At 62.6% G+C, this 17,579-nt stretch carries 20 protein-coding genes; 6 read left to right on the plus strand and 14 right to left on the minus strand.

All coding sequences use genetic code 11. From position 1 onward, the window contains the following. Positions 1-32: 32 nt before the first annotated feature. From fliN to fliR, 5 genes are read left to right on the plus strand one after another with little or no spacing between them, the layout of a single operon-like run. A complete protein-coding gene (gene fliN / locus QCE79_RS13740) occupies positions 33-425 on the plus strand; it encodes a flagellar motor switch protein FliN (RefSeq protein ID WP_244828135.1) in 393 nt (130 codons plus the stop codon). Then, the gene (gene fliO, locus QCE79_RS13745) at positions 422-937 is read left to right on the plus strand and encodes a flagellar biosynthetic protein FliO (protein ID WP_309844814.1); all 516 of its coding nucleotides are present in this window, start codon (positions 422-424) and stop codon (positions 935-937) included. The genes fliN and fliO overlap by 4 nt, the downstream gene beginning before the upstream one ends. Beyond that, positions 937-1,707, plus strand: a complete 771-nt coding sequence (fliP, locus tag QCE79_RS13750; protein ID WP_244826545.1) for a flagellar type III secretion system pore protein FliP — start codon at positions 937-939, stop codon at positions 1,705-1,707. Before fliO ends, fliP begins: the two co-directional genes overlap by 1 nt. Before the next feature lie 28 nt (positions 1,708-1,735). After that, positions 1,736-2,005 carry a flagellar biosynthesis protein FliQ gene (gene fliQ, locus QCE79_RS13755; RefSeq protein ID WP_244826546.1) on the plus strand — a complete coding sequence of 90 codons (270 nt, stop codon included), beginning with the start codon at positions 1,736-1,738 and terminating at the stop codon, positions 2,003-2,005. Positions 2,006-2,013: 8 nt separating this feature from the next. Further along, positions 2,014-2,811 (plus strand): flagellar biosynthetic protein FliR, encoded by a 798-nt coding sequence (gene fliR, locus QCE79_RS13760; RefSeq protein ID WP_250466038.1) that lies wholly within the window; start codon positions 2,014-2,016, stop codon positions 2,809-2,811. A 23-nt stretch (positions 2,812-2,834) separates the two neighbouring features. Here fliR and QCE79_RS13765 read toward each other — a convergent pair whose 3' ends face one another. From QCE79_RS13765 to flgB, 14 genes are all read right to left on the minus strand, one after another. Then, a complete protein-coding gene (locus QCE79_RS13765) occupies positions 2,835-3,017 on the minus strand; it encodes a hypothetical protein (RefSeq protein WP_250526379.1) in 183 nt (60 codons plus the stop codon). Further along, on the minus strand, positions 3,014-3,307 hold the full coding sequence (locus QCE79_RS13770) for a hypothetical protein (protein ID WP_309844819.1): 294 nt from the start codon (positions 3,305-3,307) through the stop codon (positions 3,014-3,016). The genes QCE79_RS13765 and QCE79_RS13770 overlap by 4 nt, the downstream gene beginning before the upstream one ends. 194 nt (positions 3,308-3,501) lie before the next feature. Further along, the gene (flgL, locus tag QCE79_RS13775) at positions 3,502-4,737 is read right to left on the minus strand and encodes a flagellar hook-associated protein FlgL (RefSeq protein ID WP_309844822.1); all 1,236 of its coding nucleotides are present in this window, start codon (positions 4,735-4,737) and stop codon (positions 3,502-3,504) included. 11 nt (positions 4,738-4,748) lie between these two features. After that, positions 4,749-6,674, minus strand: a complete 1,926-nt coding sequence (gene flgK, locus QCE79_RS13780; protein WP_244826550.1) for a flagellar hook-associated protein FlgK — start codon at positions 6,672-6,674, stop codon at positions 4,749-4,751. A gap of 352 nt (positions 6,675-7,026) precedes the next feature. Then, a complete protein-coding gene (locus QCE79_RS13785) occupies positions 7,027-7,779 on the minus strand; it encodes a flagellar brake protein (RefSeq protein WP_250509642.1) in 753 nt (250 codons plus the stop codon). 308 nt (positions 7,780-8,087) lie between these two features. Next, the gene (gene flgJ, locus QCE79_RS13790) at positions 8,088-9,128 is read right to left on the minus strand and encodes a flagellar assembly peptidoglycan hydrolase FlgJ (protein ID WP_309844826.1); all 1,041 of its coding nucleotides are present in this window, start codon (positions 9,126-9,128) and stop codon (positions 8,088-8,090) included. A gap of 13 nt (positions 9,129-9,141) precedes the next feature. After that, complete coding sequence (locus tag QCE79_RS13795; RefSeq protein WP_244826553.1) at positions 9,142-10,269, minus strand: flagellar basal body P-ring protein FlgI; 1,128 nt, start codon at positions 10,267-10,269, stop codon at positions 9,142-9,144. Between the two features lie 6 nt (positions 10,270-10,275). Next, complete coding sequence (locus tag QCE79_RS13800) at positions 10,276-10,971, minus strand: flagellar basal body L-ring protein FlgH (RefSeq protein WP_244826554.1); 696 nt, start codon at positions 10,969-10,971, stop codon at positions 10,276-10,278. Between the two features lie 27 nt (positions 10,972-10,998). Next, positions 10,999-11,787, minus strand: coding sequence for a flagellar basal-body rod protein FlgG (flgG, locus tag QCE79_RS13805; protein ID WP_244826555.1), 789 nt, complete (start codon positions 11,785-11,787; stop codon positions 10,999-11,001). A 33-nt stretch (positions 11,788-11,820) separates the two neighbouring features. Continuing rightward, positions 11,821-12,573 carry a flagellar basal-body rod protein FlgF gene (flgF, locus tag QCE79_RS13810; protein WP_244826556.1) on the minus strand — a complete coding sequence of 251 codons (753 nt, stop codon included), beginning with the start codon at positions 12,571-12,573 and terminating at the stop codon, positions 11,821-11,823. A gap of 34 nt (positions 12,574-12,607) precedes the next feature. Next, positions 12,608-13,825 carry a flagellar hook protein FlgE gene (gene flgE / locus QCE79_RS13815; protein WP_244826557.1) on the minus strand — a complete coding sequence of 406 codons (1,218 nt, stop codon included), beginning with the start codon at positions 13,823-13,825 and terminating at the stop codon, positions 12,608-12,610. A 27-nt stretch (positions 13,826-13,852) separates the two neighbouring features. Further along, positions 13,853-14,584 (minus strand): flagellar hook assembly protein FlgD, encoded by a 732-nt coding sequence (locus QCE79_RS13820; protein ID WP_250466045.1) that lies wholly within the window; start codon positions 14,582-14,584, stop codon positions 13,853-13,855. 11 nt (positions 14,585-14,595) lie between these two features. Next, the gene (gene flgC / locus QCE79_RS13825) at positions 14,596-15,021 is read right to left on the minus strand and encodes a flagellar basal body rod protein FlgC (RefSeq protein WP_244826559.1); all 426 of its coding nucleotides are present in this window, start codon (positions 15,019-15,021) and stop codon (positions 14,596-14,598) included. Between the two features lie 14 nt (positions 15,022-15,035). Further along, on the minus strand, positions 15,036-15,539 hold the full coding sequence (gene flgB / locus QCE79_RS13830; protein ID WP_244826560.1) for a flagellar basal body rod protein FlgB: 504 nt from the start codon (positions 15,537-15,539) through the stop codon (positions 15,036-15,038). A 462-nt stretch (positions 15,540-16,001) separates the two neighbouring features. On the opposite strand from flgB, the gene flgA reads away from it, so the two are divergent. Beyond that, positions 16,002-17,474, plus strand: coding sequence for a flagellar basal body P-ring formation chaperone FlgA (gene flgA / locus QCE79_RS13835; protein ID WP_309844836.1), 1,473 nt, complete (start codon positions 16,002-16,004; stop codon positions 17,472-17,474). The last annotated feature ends 105 nt before the right edge of the window (positions 17,475-17,579 follow it).

A 17,579-nucleotide genomic window follows, 5' to 3' on the forward strand; every position in this document is an offset into this window, starting at 1 on the left:
GCACACTGCCCGGCTCGACCGGCGTGGGCGACATGAAGGCGGAAGAGTTGTCGATGGACGACTGGGCGAGCGCGCTCGCCGAGCAGAACGGCAACGAAACGCCTGCCGTGGCCAGCGCGGGCGTGTTCCAGCCCTTGTCGAAAGCCGCGGCGCCTTCGACGCGCAACGACATCGACATGATTCTCGATATCCCCGTGCAGATGACGGTGGAACTCGGCCGCACGAAGATCGCGATTCGCAACCTGCTGCAGCTCGCGCAGGGTTCGGTCGTGGAACTCGACGGCATGGCGGGCGAGCCAATGGACGTGTTGGTGAACGGTTGTCTTATTGCGCAAGGCGAAGTGGTCGTCGTGAACGACAAGTTCGGTATTCGCCTGACCGACATCATCACGCCGTCCGAACGTATCCGGAAGTTGAATCGATGAAACGCTTTGCCGCCGTCCTGATTGCCTTCGTGCCTGCGCTGTCCCGCGCAGCCGATATGAACGCCGTGAACCACGCCGCGCAGATCGCTTCGAGCGTCGGCGCGGGAAGCGCCGTGCCGTCGCTCGGTTTCGGCGCGGTGTTGCAGACGCTGTTCGGTCTCGTCATCGTGATCGGCTTCGTGTTCGGTTGCGCGTGGCTCGCTCGCAAGTTCGGCTTCCAAGGCGGCAGGAAAGGCGGCCTCGTGAAAGTAGTGGGCGGCGCGTCGCTCGGCAACAAGGAGCGCGTGGCGGTCGTCGAAATAGGCGATACCTGGCTCGTGCTCGGCGCGGGGCCCGGCAACGTGCGCTTGCTGCATACCATGCCCGCCGGATCGGCGGATGCGGACGTAAGCGGCGAACCAGCGCCGTCGGCCGCGCAAACGTTGCAAGGCAGTTTTGGTCAGCGGTTTCGCGATGCCCTCGCCGGTGAAGCGAACAAGCGTCTTCAGAAGTTCGTGGGCGGGAGCAAGTAATGCAGGTCAGTCGTAACATCGTGCGCGGCGTGAAACTGGCGCTGCCGGTCGTGATCGCCTTGTTGCCGGTCGCGGCGCTCGCGCAAAGCACGGCGGGTCTTCCCGCCTTCAATACCAGCCCCGGCCCGAACGGCGGCACGACGTACTCGCTCAGCGTGCAGACGATGTTGCTGCTGACGATGCTCTCGTTCCTCCCGGCCATGGTCCTGATGATGACGAGCTTCACGCGCATCATCATCGTGCTGTCGCTCTTGCGCCAGGCGCTCGGCACGACGAGCACGCCGCCTAATCAAGTGCTCGTGGGCCTCGCGTTGTTTCTCTCGTTTTTCGTGATGTCGCCGGTGCTCGACAAAGCCTACACCGACGCATACAAGCCCTTCTCCGACGGCACCATCGCGATGGATCAAGCCATGCAGCGCGGCGTCGCGCCCTTCAAGCAGTTCATGCTGAAGCAGACGCGCGAAGCGGATCTCGCGCTCTTCGCCCGCATCTCGAAGGCCGCGCCGATGAACGGTCCGGAAGACGTGCCGCTGTCGCTGCTGGTGCCTTCGTTCGTGACGAGCGAACTGAAGACGGGGTTTCAGATCGGCTTCACCATCTTTATTCCGTTCCTCATCATCGACGTGGTGGTGGCGAGCGTCTTGATGTCGATGGGCATGATGATGGTCTCGCCCACGACGATAGCGCTGCCCTTCAAGCTCATGCTGTTCGTGCTCGTCGATGGCTGGCAGTTGCTGATCGGCTCGCTTGCGCAGAGCTTCGTTTCGTAACGTTATCGTTTCTATTGAGGTTGCTGGAATGACACCCGAATCGGTCATGACCATAGCGCATCAGGCGATGTATGTCGCGTTGCTGCTGGCTGCCCCGCTCTTGCTGGTCGCGCTCGTCGTGGGTCTGGTGGTTAGTCTCTTTCAGGCGGCCACGCAGATCAACGAATCGACGCTCTCCTTCATTCCCAAGCTGATCGCCGTGGCGGTGACGCTCGTGATCGCAGGACCGTGGATGCTCACGACCATCCTCGATTACATGCGGCACGTGTTCACCATCACGCCTGCGATCACAGGCTGATTCGTTCGATGTTCTCGGTTACTTATGCACAACTGAACGGCTGGCTCACGGCGTTTCTGTGGCCGTTCGTGCGCATCCTCGCCTTGATGGCCACCGCGCCGGTGCTGAACCATATGGCGTTGCCCACGCGCGTGAAGATCGCGCTGGCCGCCTTCATCACGCTGATCGTCGCGCCCACCTTACCCGCCATGCCCGACGCCACGGTGTTTTCAGCGGCGGGCGTGTGGATCATCGTCAATCAGTTCCTGATTGGCGCGGCCATTGGCATGACGATGCAAATAGCCTTTGCCGCCGTCGATGCGGCTGGCGAGTTCATCGGACAGCAAATGGGCCTCGGTTTCGCGATGCTTTACGATCCGCGCGCGGGTGGCAATGCCGTGGTGGTATCGCGCTATCTCAACACGCTGGCAATGCTGGCGTTTCTCGTCTTCGACGGGCATCTGCAACTGATCGCCGCGCTGATCACGACCTTCCAGAGCGTGCCCGTCGATGTCAATGTCGTGGCGTCCGCTTCGCATGCGCAAGGTTGGCGGGTGATGGTGGGTTATGGCGCTTCGGTTTTTTCCACCGGGTTGTTGCTGTCGTTGCCGGTCGTGGCGGCGCTTCTTATCGCCAATCTCGCGCTCGGCATTCTGAATCGCGCGGCGCCGCAGATCGGCATCTTCCAGGTGGGTTTTCCGGTCACCATGCTCGTCGGCTTGTTGCTGCTTCAGTTAATGGTGCCTAATTTGATGCCGTTTTTTCAGCGGATCTTCGAGGCGGGGCTGGGACAGGTGGGAAGGATCGCGGGCTCGATGGGCCCTTGACGCCTCATTGCCCGCATCGTGGCTCACGGTGCGCGCATGCACGGCGCAACGTGCCCGACATACATGGGCCGTTCACCATACCGAACGACAGCGCCGTTACGAATAAGGAACCAGCGGCGCTTGGCTCCCGTGTAACCGCCATAGCTGTTCTTCGCGTTGATGTCCGTGCACACGAGATAGCCATAAACGGCACGGTGCTCCGTCATGTTCTCGATAGCCTGATCCTTCGTTGGCGTGGAGAATCGCCATAGCGCGCCGACTCGGGGTCTTTGAGCGTCTTCGCCATGGCCGCCTTGATGATGTCCTGATAATTCGACGGATATTCACCGTAGTCAGCGTCCGGCTCCGGCAGCGTCGCGGCCCACTGTGCCCGCCCGGCGTCGAGTTGTGCCGTGTTCTCGCGGGCAGGCGGCGAATCCGCGTCGCTTCCACACGCGACAAGCATGATCGGACATGTCATTGCACCGAGCACAACGAGCGCGCGATCAATCCTCATTTCCGTCACCCGTCTCACCAAGCAGTCGGTATCTCATGACGCACGAATCCTCGACGTTGCACTTAAGTCCGGTGCGTCAATCATAGGCAATCGTTCCCGGCTTCTTCCACTGAAAAAACGAAAAAAAGAGCATCGCCAAACCGCACGATGCCCTTCTCGAAGTTCCCTTAAAAAACGAGAGACAAGACCCCTTATTAGCTGAGGTAATTGAACAACGACAACTTCTGGATCTGCGAAAACGCCTGCTGTGCCGCCGTCAACGAGTTTTGCGTGAGCTCATAAGAACTGATCGCCGAAACCAGATCGATGCTCGTCAGATTCGCAAGATCGCTGGCGGTCTGCGTCTGCGAAGTCGCCATCGACGTCTGCGTGGCCTTCACTTCCTGCTCGCGGCCACCCACCACCGTCTGCGCAGACAACACGTTCGTGTAGGTGTTGTCGAGCTTGGTCGAAGCCGTCGACAACGCGTTGGTCAACGTCGCTTCCGAGGCTGGCGTGCCCGTCGGCTGCTTGAGCGCGCTGATCAAATTGTCGAGCGTCGCGAACACATCGTTGTTGCCCGATGCCGCCGGCTGCACCGTGAAGCTGTCGCCGTTCGCGGGCGCGCCGCTGACCGTCACCTTCTGACCGCCGAACGAAATCGCCGTGCCGGCCGTGTATGCGGTCGGTGTCGTCGACAACGACGAGTCAGGCGGCGTCGCGGTCACGAGGTAGCTCGTCGAACCATCCGTCGACGATACCGAAAACGCGATCGAATACGTGCTCGCATTGTTCGCGTTGCCCGGATCGGTCGTGCTCACCTTGCTGATCGTGGCCGTGCCCGTATTGGTCGCCGATGCCGACGGTACCGCGTCGCTATCCGTGGGCGACACGCCCATGAAAATCGACGCGCCGGTGTCGCCCACTGGAATCGAGCGGCCCGAGCTGATCTGCACCGTGCGCTGGCCGGCATCGCCCGAATACGTCGTGCCTACGCCGGAAGCATTGTTCGAAAACGGCGCGGTGCCGCCCTTTAAACCCGAGAAAATGTAATTGCCTTCGCTGTCGGTCGTGTTCGCGACGCTCATCAACTGGTCGCGATAACCCTGCAGCGTATCCGCAATCGATTTGCGATCCGCGTTCGTGAGGGAGCCATCGCCCGCGCGCACGACTTGCGTCTGAATGCTTTGCAGCACGCCGCTCACGTCGCTCAAGGTCGAATCTTCCTGCTGCAACGACGAAAGCGCGGTGGTCTGATTCGCGCTGTATTGCGTGAGCGTGGCGGTCTTCATCGTGAGCTGCACGGCCTGCGCGGCACCGAGCGGGTCGTCGGAAGCAGTCAGAATGCGCTTGCCCGACGAGATCTGCTGATACATCGAGGCAAGCGAGCTCTGCTGGTCGCTCATCGAAGCGACGTTCATGTTGAAATACTGCGAACTGGATATACGCATCGCTAAATGCCTCAGTTAAAGATGCCAAGCAGCGTCTGAAACAGCGTCGAAGCCGTCTGAATCACTTTGCTGTTCGCCTGGTAAAGCTGCTGATACTGCATGAGGTTCGCCGCTTCCTCGTTCAGGTTCACGCCCTGCACGGACTGTTGCGCCGATGTCGCCTGACTGAGCAGCGCCGTTTGCGACGAGCTCGTGCTCTTCAGCTGGTTCGTCTGGTTGCCGATCTGGTTCACGTAGTTCGCATAGGAATTCGTGAGCGTGTCGGTGCCGTTCATCGACTTGGTCGACACCAGGTTCGACATGGTGAGCGCGTTGCTGCCGTCGCTCGTGCCGCCCGTGTTCGGATTGATGTTGAACACGTCCGTATTGGCCGGCTTGCCGCTGATCGTCGCGCTGATGCCGTTCGACGTGACAGTGAGCCCCTTCGACGAATCGTAGGGAATGGTCGTGTTGGCCGGATAATTCGTGGTGCCCACGGTCACCGCGACATTCGACGTGAAGCCGCCCGCCGTCGAGTTGTACGTGAGTGCGATAGCCGAAGGCGTGCTGTAACCCGCCGCGACCGTCGCCGAGGAAATCGTGGCCGTACCGGTGTTCGCGGTCGCCGCCGATGTCACCGCGGGCGAAGCGGCCGCGATCGCGGAGCCGTTGGTCGTCGCGAGTTGGAAGTTGTCGAGCGAGGCGCGCGTCGGCTGAATGGAGAACGAGTCGCCCGCTTGCATCGTGCCCGACGGCGTGATCTTCAGACCGTCGAACGCGTTGGGCGGCGTGAAGCTGCCGAGCGCCTTGCCGCTCTGGGTATCGGTCACGTCGAAGCCGGTGCCGTTATAGGTGACCGTGAGATCGCTGGACGTGGGCTGCGTGGCATCGGAGAACTCGGCCGTGACCGTGCCGGTGCCCTTGTTGCGCGCGTCGGCGTAGACGGTGGGCGAACCCGCCGAGAAGAGCGCGCCGCCAGCCTGGCCGTTCAGATCGAGGCCGAGCGAGTTCTGTCCGTTCAGTTGCGCGGCAAAGCTCGTCGCAATCGCGCCGAGTTGCGCTTGCGCCGGATCGAGCGTTTGCGAGCGGAAGTCCATCAGGCCGCCAACCACGCCGCCCGACAACGCGCTGGTATCGAGGTATTGCGTCTGCGCGGCGGTCGGCGTCGTGCCGTCCTTGCTCTTGAACGCGACCGTCAATTCGCTCGGGTCAGTCGGCGATGTCACCGTCTGCAATGCCGAAGCCGTGCCGCCGACGACGAGCGGCTGTCCGTTACCGACGAAGATGTTGTAGTTGCCATCCGTTTGCACGACCTGCACGCCGACCATCGAGCTGAGACTCGCGACGGCCTGATCCCGCTGATCCATCAACTGATTGGGCTGCTGACCTTGCGCGCTGGCGACGTTGATCTGCTTGTTGAGATCAGCGATCTGTTGCGTGTAGCTGTTGATCGACGAGACCGCGCTCGTCAGTTGCGTGTTGACGCTCGAACGCAACTGGTCGTATTGCTCACCTGCCGAATTGAGCTGATTCGCGAGCGTCTGCGCGTTGCTCATGAGCGACTGGCGCGACGACGTGCTGCTCGCCGAATTCGCCACCGACTGCATGCCCGAAAAATAGTTGCTGATGCCGGTTGCGATACCGGTGGTGGGATCGCCAACGAGGTTGTTCAGCTGCGAGATCAACGAGTAATAGGTGTTGGCGGCGCTGCTCGACGCGGTCGTGTTGTTGACCTGCGTGGTCAAATACTGGCTGTATTGACGCGTGACGGTAGTCGTCTGCACGCCGCTGCCGAGATAGCCGGAACCCGTGTACTGTCCCGACGACTCCTGAAACGAAGCCTTTTCGAGCGTATAGCCGGGCGTCGCCGCATTGCTGATGTTCTGCCCGGTGACTGTCAGGCCCCATTGAGCCGCATTCAGTCCCGACAGGCCGATATTGAAGATGTTGTTGGACATGCGTTGATCCTTGTCTTGGCGGCGATGGCGTCATGCAACGCCGCCGGATAGCTGCCTTGTTTATCGGCGAAGCGCCGGGAAAGTTGAGCGTTTCGGCAAACGTTCGCGGACCGGTTCTTCAACGCGGATACCGTGGACGGTTTGCTCGACTTGGGCATTATCGGGCGCGTCGTGCAAGCGCAATTTGCCGATTTGAAGGGAGTTTTGGGGCTTATTCGGATTAGATTTCGGCGGGCGCTTTTAGCTGTATCGCGACGCGAGGGAATGGAAAAAACCGGGAAACCTTGCAGCAGGACGGGCGGCGCTCAGAGCAGCGCCGCCGCGAGGGATGAAACCGATGTGAACGGCCGCCTTACTTCGCCAGCGCGCGCCGCTTCATTTCCAGTTGCGTAATGAGCCGCTGCAGCGTGTTTTCCGCCGATCCCGGCATCGAGATGAATTTGAAGCCGAGCGTGAAGCGGCGATCGCCCTTGGCCGTCGTCGATTCCCTGTGCGACACCAGCTTGATATCCACGGTCACCTTGCCGGTAGTCGTGAAGTGCAGTTCGGCATCCTGAATCACGATGCCCATCTCCAGGTCGGCCACGCGTTCGTCCGTGGTTCGCAACGCGACGCCGCCGAGCGAAAGATCATGCACTTCGAAGCGAAAGCGCTCGCCATCCGGCAGCGAACCGCTGCAAATGTAGGGGTCGAGCACCGGCGCTTCGACGCGGAAATATTCGCGACGCTGCATGTAGTAAAGCACCGGCGGAAACTCGGCCTCGAAAGCGGGACGTCCGTCGAACACGGTCTCACGCGCGGCGCCCGTGGTGAATTCGAGTCGCACGCCGTCCGGCGCCGAACTGAAAATCAGCTTAGGCGCAGCCAGCACGTGACGATTCTGTTCCGCCATGCCGCCCCAGTCGAACGTAAAGCGATGTCCCGTAACATCGACGTCCAAAAGGCGCGTAACAATCTGCCCGTCGCCGTATTGCGCGGTCAAAAAGTCGCCGCGATGGGCAAGGTTGCGCAACGACACACCGATCTCCAGCGGATTGCGTCGTCCAAAGTCCACGATCGGCGCAATGTCGTCGTTGGCGAAGTCCTGCATGTGATTGATATTCATTGTGCTGGCCGTATTCATTGGTCGCGTACCGTCCATTTCCGCTACGCCACGTGTCGAACCGGCTCACCTTCGAACCGGCAGTTTCTTCTTAGGGATAGCGGCAAACTGCCAGCAAAGTTTAGACAGGCAGCCCCGAAAAATATGTGGCGCGCCGTCCCTACGAGGACTAAAACGTTTGCACATGCACGAAGCAGGCCAAAGAGCGCGCATGGCTCTAAATCAACGTATTGAGCGCCGAGCGCAAAAAGGCAGGATCGTTCCGCCGTTGACGAAACGCCTGCCTTTCGGTCGAATTTGAAAACGCTTCGTCAGGCGATCTGACGCATGATCGAGATCAACTTTTTCGCGTATTGGGGATCGGTCGCGTAGCCTGCCTTTTGCATGCCGTGCGCGAAGCCCGCGACATCGCGCGATGCCTCCACGACCGGCGCGTAACGCGGATTGTTCTTGATGACGCTCGCGTAGTCGGTGAGCGCGGCTTCGTAGGAATCGTAGGCGCGAAAGCGCTCCACGACCTTCTTCGGCTGACCGTTGACGTATTCCGTCGTTACCGAATCCACTGTCTTGCCGGTCCAGTTCGACGTCGCCTTGATGCCGAAAATGTTGTGGCTCGTCGCGCCGTTCGCGTACTTGATCTCGCGCTTGCCCCAGCCCGATTCCAGCGCCGCCTGGCCGATGATGAAGCGCGCCGGAATGCCCGTTGCCGCGCTCGCGGCTTGCGCGGGCGTGGCCAGCCGTTCGACGAACGCGTTGACCTTGTCCGAACCGTTGCCGCGCACGCCCGGATCGAGCGCGTCGGCGCCCGTGTAGCCGTTGCCGCTGTTGAGCGATGCGCCGCTCTTGTTGGCCTGCGCCGCGGCGTAGGCCTTGGCCATTGCGTTCATTGCGGCGATGTTGCCCGCGTTCGCGTCGCTGCTGCCGCCGCCGCCCGACAGCGCGTTCATCGCGTTCATGCCGTTTGCCGCGCCGCCCGTGGCCGACGTGTCCTTGATGCCCGCCGTGCGCATGAGTTGCTTGTACATCGCGTCCGCCACGCCAATACCCTTCGACGACATCTGCTGCGACAACTGCTGGTCGAGCATCGCCGTGAACGACTTCGTATCGTTCGACTCGAACGGGCTGTCCGAGGGCGTCGCATCGCGCATGCTCTTGAGCATCATCGTCGTGAAGACCGCATCGAACTGCTTGGCTGCCGCCTTCAAACCCTGTTGCGGCGATGCGTTGGCCTGCGCGCGCAACGCGTCGAAGCCCTGCGTATCGAGCGCGAAGCGGTTGGTCAGGTTCGACAGTCCGCCCGTCTCGGTAGATGCCAATGCCGTGTTGGCGATACCGCTCGAAGTCGAGTTCATGTGCCGTCGTCCCTTAGATGATTTCGAGGTCGGCGCGCAGTGCGCCCGCCGCCTTCATCGACTGAAGGATCGAGATCAGATCGGCCGGTGTCGCGCCGAGTGCGTTCAAGCCCTTCACCACGTCCGCCAGATTCGCGCCCGCCGAAAGCATCTTGAGCGCGCCGCTATCCTGCTTCAACTGAATCGACGATTCCTTCGCGGCGACCGTCTGGCCGTTCGAGAACGCGTTCGGCTGGCTCACCGCCGTCTTCGTGTTGATGACGACCGACAGGTTGCCGTGAGCGACCGCGCAATTCTGCAGCGTGACCATCTGATTCATCACGATGGAGCCGGTGCGTGCATTCAGAATGACCTTGGCCGCGGCTTGCGCCGGACGCACGTCGATGTTTTGCAATTGCGCCATGAACGAGACCTGTTCGCTCGCTTCGGACGGCGCGCGCAACTGAATCGTGCGGCCGTCGAGCGCGAGCGCCGTGCCCGTGCCGAACTGGTTGTTCACGGCCGCGACGATGCGCTGGGTCGTGTCGAAATCCATCTCGCGCAGTTCCATCTGCATGGTGCCGCCTTGTTGCAGCACCGTGCTCTGCACCGCGCGTTCGACGAGCGCGCCGCCGGAAATGCGGCCCACCGCGAGTTGATTGACCTGCACCTTGCTGCCGTTCGCACTTGCGCCCGCGCCGCCGACGACGAGGTTGCCCTGCGCCATCGCGTAGACCTGACCGTCCGCGCCCTTCAGCGGCGACATCAGCAAGGTGCCGCCGCGCAGGCTCTTGGCGTTGCCGAGCGAGGACACGGTCACGTCGATCGCTTCGCCGGGACGCGCGAACGGCGGCAACGTGGCCGTCACCATCACGGCGGCGACGTTCTTCAATTGCATGTTCGATGTGGTCGCTGAATTCACCGTGATGCCCAGGTTGCCGAGCATGTTGGTCAAGCTCTGCGTGGTGAACGGCGTCTGCATGGTCTGGTCGCCCGTGCCGTCGAGACCGACGACGAGGCCATAACCGATCAGCGGATTGTCACGCACGCCTTGAAAGGAGACGAGGTCTTTCAGGCGCTCGGCGTGCGCATGCGGAACGGAGCCGATGGCGACGACAGCAGCCGCGAGCGAGAACGAGAGGAAGCGAAGGAGCGAATTCATGATCGGTCAGAACGGCGCGACGTTGAGGAAGAAGCGCTGGAGCCAGCCCATGTTTTGCGCTTCGTCGATATAACCCTTCGCCGAATATTCGATCTTCGCATCGGCGATCTGCGTGGAGTAGACCGTGTTGCTGCCCGAGATGGTCGTCGGATTGACGACGCCCGAGAAACGCACGTATTCGTTACCCTGGTTGATGAGCATCTGCTTTTCGCCGCTGACCATCAGGTTGCCGTTCGACATCACTTCGGTGACGGTGACGGTGAGCGTGCCGCTGAACGTGTTGGCCGCGCTTGCGCCGCCGCCCGCCGTGAACTTGTTGGCGCCCGTGGCCGACAGGTTCGTGTTGTTGAAGAGGCCGCCGAAGACGCCCGGCACGGTCGGCACGGCGAACGCGCCCGTGCCGGTGCGGTTGGTGTTCGCCGCCGACGACTTCGTCGCGTTGACGTTTTCCGAGATCACGATGGTCAGGATGTCGCCGACGTTGCGCGGACGCTGATCTTCGAACAGCGGCCGGCCCGCATAGCCCGCGTTGTAGATCGCGCCGGGCGAACGCGTGCCGATGGGCGGCTGCGGCGGACGCGCGGTCATCGGCTGCTGGATGATCGGTTCCTTCGGCACGAGGCCGCAAGCGGCAAGCGCCGCGCCGAGCGCGAGAAGCGATGCAAGGCGTGACGCGCGAACGATAGTGTTGAGTGGCGACATCTTGATGATCCGTTTAATGCTTCTGCGTCAAACCTGCATCTGGGAAAGCGTCTGCAGCATCTGGTCGGACGTGGTCACGGCCTTGCTGTTGATCTCGTAGGCGCGCTGCGTCTGGATCATGTTGACCAGTTCCTGCACCACGTTCACGTTCGACGCTTCCACATAGCCTTGTTGCAGCGAGCCCGTGCCATTCAGGCCCGGTTGCGAAACGTTCGGCGCGCCCGAGCTGCCCGTTTCGGCGAAGAGGTTTTCGCCCTTCGCTTCGAGACCGGCCGGGTTGATGAACGACGCGAGCGTGATCTGGCCGACCGTCGTGCTGGCCGTGCTGCTCGGCTGCGTGACCGAGACCGTGCCGTCCGAGCCGATGGTGATCGCGGTCGCGTTTTGCGGAATCGTGATCGCCGGATTCAATTGATAGCCGCTCGACGTGACGAGCTGGCCTTGCGCGTTGGTCTGGAACGAACCGTCGCGGGTGTAGGCGGTCGTGCCGTCGGGCATCGTCACCTGGAAGAAGCCTTGACCGTTGATCGCGACGTCCTTCGAGTTGCCGGTCTGTTGCAGGTTGCCCTGCGTGTAAAGGCGTTCTGTCGCGACTTGCTGCACGCCGGTGCCGAGCTGGCTGCCCGACGCGAGTTCGGTTTGCTGCGTGGAGTTCGCGCCCGGCTGACGCACGGTCTGATAAAGCAGATCCTCGAACACCGCGCGCGAGCCCTTGAAGCCGTTGGTGCTCACGTTGGCGAGGTTGTTCGAAATCACGTCCATCTGCGACTGCTGAGCATTCATGCCGGTCGCGGCGATATAGAGGGAGCGGTTCATGTCGTTCGTTTCCTAATGTCTTGGCTGTGCGGCTTAGCTGAAGTTCAGCAGCTTGTTCGCCGATTGTTCGTTCTGGTCCGCGGATTCCATCAGCTTGGTCTGCATCTGGAACTGGCGTGCGTTGGAGATCATCGAGACCATCGCGGAGACCGGGTTCACGTTGCTGCCTTCGAGCGAGCCGCCTGCCACGACCACATTCGGGTCCGCTTCGGCGGGGTCGCCATCGGCGGTATGGAAGAGGCCGTCATCGCCGCGCGACAGCGTCGACGGATCGGGATTCACGAGCTTCAGCTGATCCACCGTCGCGATCGCCGTGGGCGGATCGCCCGGAATCAGCGCGGACACCGTGCCGTCCTTGCCGACCGTCACTTCCGCGCCCGGCGGAATGGACAGCGGGCCGCTCGTGCCGAGCACCGGCAAGTTGTTCGCCGTGACGAGCTGACCGTTCTGATCCACGTGCAGATTGCCGGCGCGCGTGTAGGCCTCGTTGCCGTCGGCCGTTTGCACGGAGAGCCAGCCGGGTCCCTGAATCGCGACATCGAGCGGATTGCCCGTTTGCGAGATCGGGCCTGCCGAGTAGTCCGCGTTCGGCGTGGACGAGAGCACGAAAGTGCGCGTCGTGCCATCGGCGGACTGGTTCTCGAACGACATCGGCACTTGACGGAACGCCGCGAGTTGAGCCTTGAAGCCCGTGGTCGATGCGTTCGCCAGGTTGTTCGCCACGACGCTCTGTTGTTCGAGCGCCTGGCTTGCGCCGGTCATCGCGGTGTAGATCAGACGGTCCATGAATCGCTTCCTTCCTTGACTGACTTGGCGACGCTTACAGGTTGATGACCGCTTGGTCGACGGCCTGCTGCGTCTTGATCGTCTGCGCGTTCGCCTGATAGTTGCGCTGCGCGGTGATCAGGCTCACGAGTTCGCTCGTCAGATCGACGTTCGAGTCTTCCACCGCGCCGCCTTGCAGCACGCCGTGGTTGGTCGAGCCCGGAACCGCGACCTGCGCCGCGCCCGAAGCCGCCGTCTGTGCGTAGACGTTGCCGCCCAGGTTCTGCAGACCGTTCTGGTTGTTGAAGTTGGCAATCGCGATCTGGCCGAGCGACTTGGTCTGGCCGTTCGAGTAGTTGCCCGTCAGCATGCCGTCCGTGCCAACCGTGAAGCCGGTCAGTTCGCCCGTGCTGTTGCCGTCCTGATGCAGATTCGCGAGACCGCTCGTCGCGCCGTATTGCGTCGTGCCGGTGAGGTCGAGCGTGAGCGACTGCGTGGTCGTGCCGCTCGGGTCCGCGCCGTTGGGAATCGTGAAGGTGTATTTCGGGCTGCTCGTCAGGTTGCCCGACGTATCGAACGTGACCGCGCCGAGATCCGACTTTTGCGTGACCGGATCGCCGTAACCCGCGAACGCCTCCCACGAGCCTGTCGCGGACTTCGTGAAGTACACCGAGACCTTCTGCGTGCCGCCGAGCGAATCGTAGGCATCGACCGAGGTCGAGGCGTTGTACGTGTTGCCGTTGGTCGGATCGAACGCGGCCTTGTCCTTCACTGCGTCCTGCGAATTCAGGTTGAACGACGCGGTGATGGTCTTCGTCGCGGTCGGCGCGATATTGGCCGTCGGCACCGACAGCGGCACCGTGCTTGCGCTGTTGACCACACCGTTCGAATCCGCCGCGTAGCCCATCAGTTGCAGGCCGGCCGAGTTGACGATCTTGCCGGTGTTGTCGAGGTGGAACACGCCGTTACGCGAGTACACGGTCGAACCGTTGTTCGACAACTGATAGAAACCGTTGCCGTTGATGGCGACGTCGAGCGCCTGGTTGGTCGTCGTGATCGTGCCTTGCGAGAACTGCTGCTGCACTTCGGACAGACGCGTGCCGATACCGATCTGGTTGCTGACGGCGGTGGCCATCGAGCTTGCGTACATATCGGCGAATTGCGCCTGGCCTTGCTTGAAGCCGACCGTGTTCGCGTTCGCGATGTTGTTGCCGATCACGTCGAGGTCGCTCGATGCAGCGCCCAGACCGCTCAGTGCTTGTTGATAGCTCATGTGTTTCTCTCTGGAATGTCTGTTTGTTTAAAGAATCGAGGCGACGCTCGACAGTGCGACCGTGGAGCCGTTCGCGAGCTTGAGACCCGGTGCGCCGCCCGTCATCTGCACGACGCTTTGGACTTGCGAGGCCGCGAGCGTGGTCGCCGTTGCCTGCTGGCCGTTGATCGTGCCTTGCGCGGTGATCGTGTAAGTGCCGTCGGCGAGCGTGTTGCCCTTCGAGTCGACCGGCTTCCAGCCCGAGACCGGCACGACGCCTGCGCTCTGCGCGCCGAGGTCGAGCGTGTTGACGATCTGGCCGGACGAGTTCTTGACGACCACCTGAAGGTCGCTCACGTCGTTGGCGAGCTGCACGCCGAAAGTCGACGACGCGCCGCTCGATACCGACACGTTGCTGCCCGAGGCGAGCACGGTCGAACCGATGAGCATCGCCGCTTGCGTCGACTGGCCGGCGGAAAGCTGCGTGGCGAGCGAGGACAGCGACGTGTTCAACTGACCGATACCCGACACCGTGTTGATCTGCGCGAGCTGCGAAGTCATCTGCGAGCTGTCGGCGGGGTTGGTCGGGTCCTGGTTCTTCAACTGCGTCACGAGCAGCGTGAGAAAGGTGTTCTGCAGGTCCGATGCGGACGTGCCCGAAGTCGAACTGGAGCTCGAGCTGGACGACGTCGAGGAAGCCGACGACGCGCCGTTCATGGTGTCGAGGAGCGTCTGCGACACCGTGGTGCCGTTGCTGCCGATGGTTGTGCTGGTTGTCACGTTATGTTCCTTCAGGTTCCAATGGTGAGGGTCTTGAGCATCAATTGCTTCGCGGTATTGAGCGTTTCGACGTTCGCCTGATAGGAACGCGACGCGGACATCATGTTGACCATTTCCTGCACCGGATCGACGTTCGGCAGCGTCACGTAGCCGTCCGCGTTCGCCGCCGGGTTGCTCGGGTCGTAACTGGTTTTCATCGGGCTCGGGTCGTCGATCACGCCGGTGACCTGCACGCCGCCGACTTGCTGGCCGGAGCCGCTCTTCGCGCCGCCGAGCGGATCGACCGCGAACACGACCTGCTTCGCCTTGTACGCCTGGCCGTCGGGGCCGGTGGTGCTGTCCGCGTTGGCCAGATTCGACGCGGTGACGTTCAGGCGTTGCGCCTGAGCCGACATCGCCGAACCGGCCACGCTGAAAATGTTCATCAAAGAAGGCATGGTTTTCTGGCTCCTTAACTGTTCGACGTGATCGCCGAAAGCATCGACTTGATCTGCGAACTCAACACCGTCATGCCGGCTTCGAAGTGCAGCGCGTTGTCCGCGAATTGCACGCGCTCGGCGTCGAGATCGACCGTATTGCCGTCGAGCGACGGCTGGTTCGGCACGCGATAGGCGAGGCGGCCGTAGTCGTCGCTCGAACCGCCGGATGCGGTGAGCGTCGAAGTGCCCGACATGTGGCCGCGCGCCGTGACCGCCATTGCCGCGCCAGCGCTCACGCTGACCGGCTGCGCCATTGCCAGCGTGCCGGTGCTGCTCGTGCCCGCGCTGCTCGCCGTGCCAGTGGCGCCGCCTTTCTTCAGCGCGCCGGCAAGGGCGGACGAGAAATCGACGTCGCGCGCCTTGTAGCCCGGCGTGTCCGCGTTGGCGATATTCGACGAAAGCAGTTCCTGCCGATACGCGCGGACATCGAGCGCTTCGCGGCCGAAGGCGAATTCCTTGTCGAGTTTGTCTAGCATCACCGTCCTCTACAGATGTTTGGTCCGGGTCCGGCATCGCCAAGACCTTTTTGCATGACACGAATATTAGGAGCGGCGCGCAACAACTAATCCGACGAATAACCGGGAAACGGGGCCTCTATTCGACGCTTGATCGCCGCGCGGTCTATCTAGAATCTGGTTCGTGGTCGAAAGGAATGGTTTGGGAGTCGAAGCGGCTGTGATGTTCGTGGGACTTCGGGTGGATGGGCTCGGCCGCCGTGGCATTGCGGCGGGGTTTGTCCAGCGATGTGTAGTTGCCGTCTTGTCCGCGCCCCAGCCTGGGCAAGACGAGTCAGTCGAATGGGAGTGCCGCCGTGGAAATCGCGGCGTGTCGTTAGCGGTTTGCAGTCGCCGTCCTGTCCGCGCCCCCGCAAAGGGCAGGACGGCTCAATCGAATCAGAACGCCGTCGCGGCATTCGCGGCGCGCGAGGGAGAGAAGTAATGAGCAGGTCCGCCAGTCATTCGTCGAAGGCTCTTGCCCGCGTCGCCGCGATGGAGCGCCGCGTGCAGAAGGCGTCGTCGCTTGCGCGACGCTCGGCGGCTGGCGTGGCCCTGCTGTTCGTCGGGGCCGCTGGTTTTGGCTTTACCGCGAGCGCTTACGCGCAGCAGGACGATGGTCCCATCGTCATTCCGGGCAATGCGGAGACGAATCCGGCAGCCGCGGCGGAAATGGCGAAGGGTCTCAAGACCGCGAAAGCCGCGCCCGCGACCGCGCCCGCACCGGTGGCCGCCGTTTCTCCGGCAGCAATTTCATCCGCGATGATGTCGCGCCCGAGCGGCTACGGCGATGCCAGCAAAGCCGCCGATGCCGCCATGCGCCATGCCGCGCTCGCGCTCGAAGCGCGCGCCGAAGCCGCCGACGACGCCATGGACGACGCAAGCGGCATGATCGTCATTCCCGGTCCGGGCGAAGCGAAGGCGCAAACGGGCGTTGGAACGGCGCGCGCGGCGGCCCCTGCTAATCAGAATGCAGTAAGCGGCGCGATGAGCGCGCCCGTTTCCAAGGTTGCCGATGCTCCGGGCGCCGCTCAAACCGCAGCTCAACCCGATACCGCCGCGAACGCGAATCCGCGCAGAGTCGCCTCCGTCACGCCATCGCGCGATGTGATTCCCGTGGTCGTCACCCGCGACGACGCCATTCCCGCCCGCAACGGCGCCGTGCGTCCGATCGCGGCAGGCACGACGGCGCCCGTTCCCAGCGCGGCATCGCCGATGAAGCGCGTCAGTTTTAATCCGTCCGCCGCAGCGCCCGCCGCGACGACGCTGCCACAAGCGAACGCCACCGGCGCCACCGTCCAGGACGGCGAGAGCATTCGCGCGGCTGCCATGGCTTTTCTTCAGCAACAAACCGCCGGACTGCCGGGCAAGGTCGAGATCACCGTGACGCCTGCGTTCCCGCGAGGTCTCGCGCCGTGTTCGTCGATCGATCCGTTCATGCCGACCGGCGCACGGCTCTGGGGCCGTATGACAGTGGGCGTGCGCTGCGTCGGCGAGCGCCCGTGGACGCTCTATCTGCAAGCGCGCGTGGCGATCAACGCGACTTACTACACGGCGGCGCGCGCGATCGCTCCCGGCGAGATGCTCGGTCAGGGCGATGTGGTCGCCCACGAAGGCGATATCACCGCGATGCCGCAGGCCACGGTCACCGATCCAGCGCAAGCCGTGGGCGCGATCGCGCTGTCGCGCGTGCCGGCGGGTTTGCCGCTGCGCACCGACATGCTGCGCGCGGCCAGCTCGGTTGCGGTCGGCCAGACGGTGCACGTCGTCACGGATGGCTCCGGATTCTCGATTTCCGCCGAAGGCAGCGTGATGAACAACGCCGCGCCCGGCCAGCAAGTCCGCGTGAAGACGGCCAACGGACAGATCATTACCGGCATCGTGAAGGACAGTCAGACCGTCGAGATACGGATGTGAGACGGCTTGAGGCAGATATCTGCGAGTCAGGTCGTGAAAGACAGTAAGACCGTCGAGATGCGTGACCGAAGGTGGCTCTTTTCGGCGCTCCATCGTCCGAACGAA

Origin of the sequence: Caballeronia sp. LZ003 (assembly GCF_031451465.1) — a bacterium.
Classification (GTDB): Bacteria; Pseudomonadota; Gammaproteobacteria; order Burkholderiales; family Burkholderiaceae; genus Caballeronia.

Bases quoted from the DNA above. Each gene is read 5' to 3' on its own strand.
- flgL (WP_309844822.1), bottom strand. From the start codon at position 4,737: ATGCGTATATCCAGTTCGCAGTATTTCAACATGAACGTCGCTTCGATG.
- flgC (WP_244826559.1), bottom strand. From the start codon at position 15,021: ATGCCTTCTTTGATGAACATTTTCAGCGTGGCCGGTTCGGCGATGTCG.
- QCE79_RS13765 (WP_250526379.1), bottom strand. From the start codon at position 3,017: ATGACGGAGCACCGTGCCGTTTATGGCTATCTCGTGTGCACGGACATC.
- flgK (WP_244826550.1), bottom strand. From the start codon at position 6,674: ATGTCCAACAACATCTTCAATATCGGCCTGTCGGGACTGAATGCGGCT.
- fliQ (WP_244826546.1), top strand. From the start codon at position 1,736: ATGACACCCGAATCGGTCATGACCATAGCGCATCAGGCGATGTATGTC.
- flgG (WP_244826555.1), bottom strand. From the start codon at position 11,787: ATGAACCGCTCCCTCTATATCGCCGCGACCGGCATGAATGCTCAGCAG.
- fliR (WP_250466038.1), top strand. From the start codon at position 2,014: ATGTTCTCGGTTACTTATGCACAACTGAACGGCTGGCTCACGGCGTTT.
- fliO (WP_309844814.1), top strand. From the start codon at position 422: ATGAAACGCTTTGCCGCCGTCCTGATTGCCTTCGTGCCTGCGCTGTCC.
- flgB (WP_244826560.1), bottom strand. From the start codon at position 15,539: ATGCTAGACAAACTCGACAAGGAATTCGCCTTCGGCCGCGAAGCGCTC.
- flgJ (WP_309844826.1), bottom strand. From the start codon at position 9,128: ATGAACTCGACTTCGAGCGGTATCGCCAACACGGCATTGGCATCTACC.
- QCE79_RS13785 (WP_250509642.1), bottom strand. From the start codon at position 7,779: ATGAATATCAATCACATGCAGGACTTCGCCAACGACGACATTGCGCCG.
- QCE79_RS13770 (WP_309844819.1), bottom strand. From the start codon at position 3,307: ATGAGGATTGATCGCGCGCTCGTTGTGCTCGGTGCAATGACATGTCCG.
- fliN (WP_244828135.1), top strand. From the start codon at position 33: ATGAAGGCGGAAGAGTTGTCGATGGACGACTGGGCGAGCGCGCTCGCC.
- QCE79_RS13795 (WP_244826553.1), bottom strand. From the start codon at position 10,269: ATGAATTCGCTCCTTCGCTTCCTCTCGTTCTCGCTCGCGGCTGCTGTC.
- fliP (WP_244826545.1), top strand. From the start codon at position 937: ATGCAGGTCAGTCGTAACATCGTGCGCGGCGTGAAACTGGCGCTGCCG.
- flgE (WP_244826557.1), bottom strand. From the start codon at position 13,825: ATGAGCTATCAACAAGCACTGAGCGGTCTGGGCGCTGCATCGAGCGAC.
- QCE79_RS13800 (WP_244826554.1), bottom strand. From the start codon at position 10,971: ATGTCGCCACTCAACACTATCGTTCGCGCGTCACGCCTTGCATCGCTT.
- flgF (WP_244826556.1), bottom strand. From the start codon at position 12,573: ATGGACCGTCTGATCTACACCGCGATGACCGGCGCAAGCCAGGCGCTC.
- flgA (WP_309844836.1), top strand. From the start codon at position 16,002: ATGAGCAGGTCCGCCAGTCATTCGTCGAAGGCTCTTGCCCGCGTCGCC.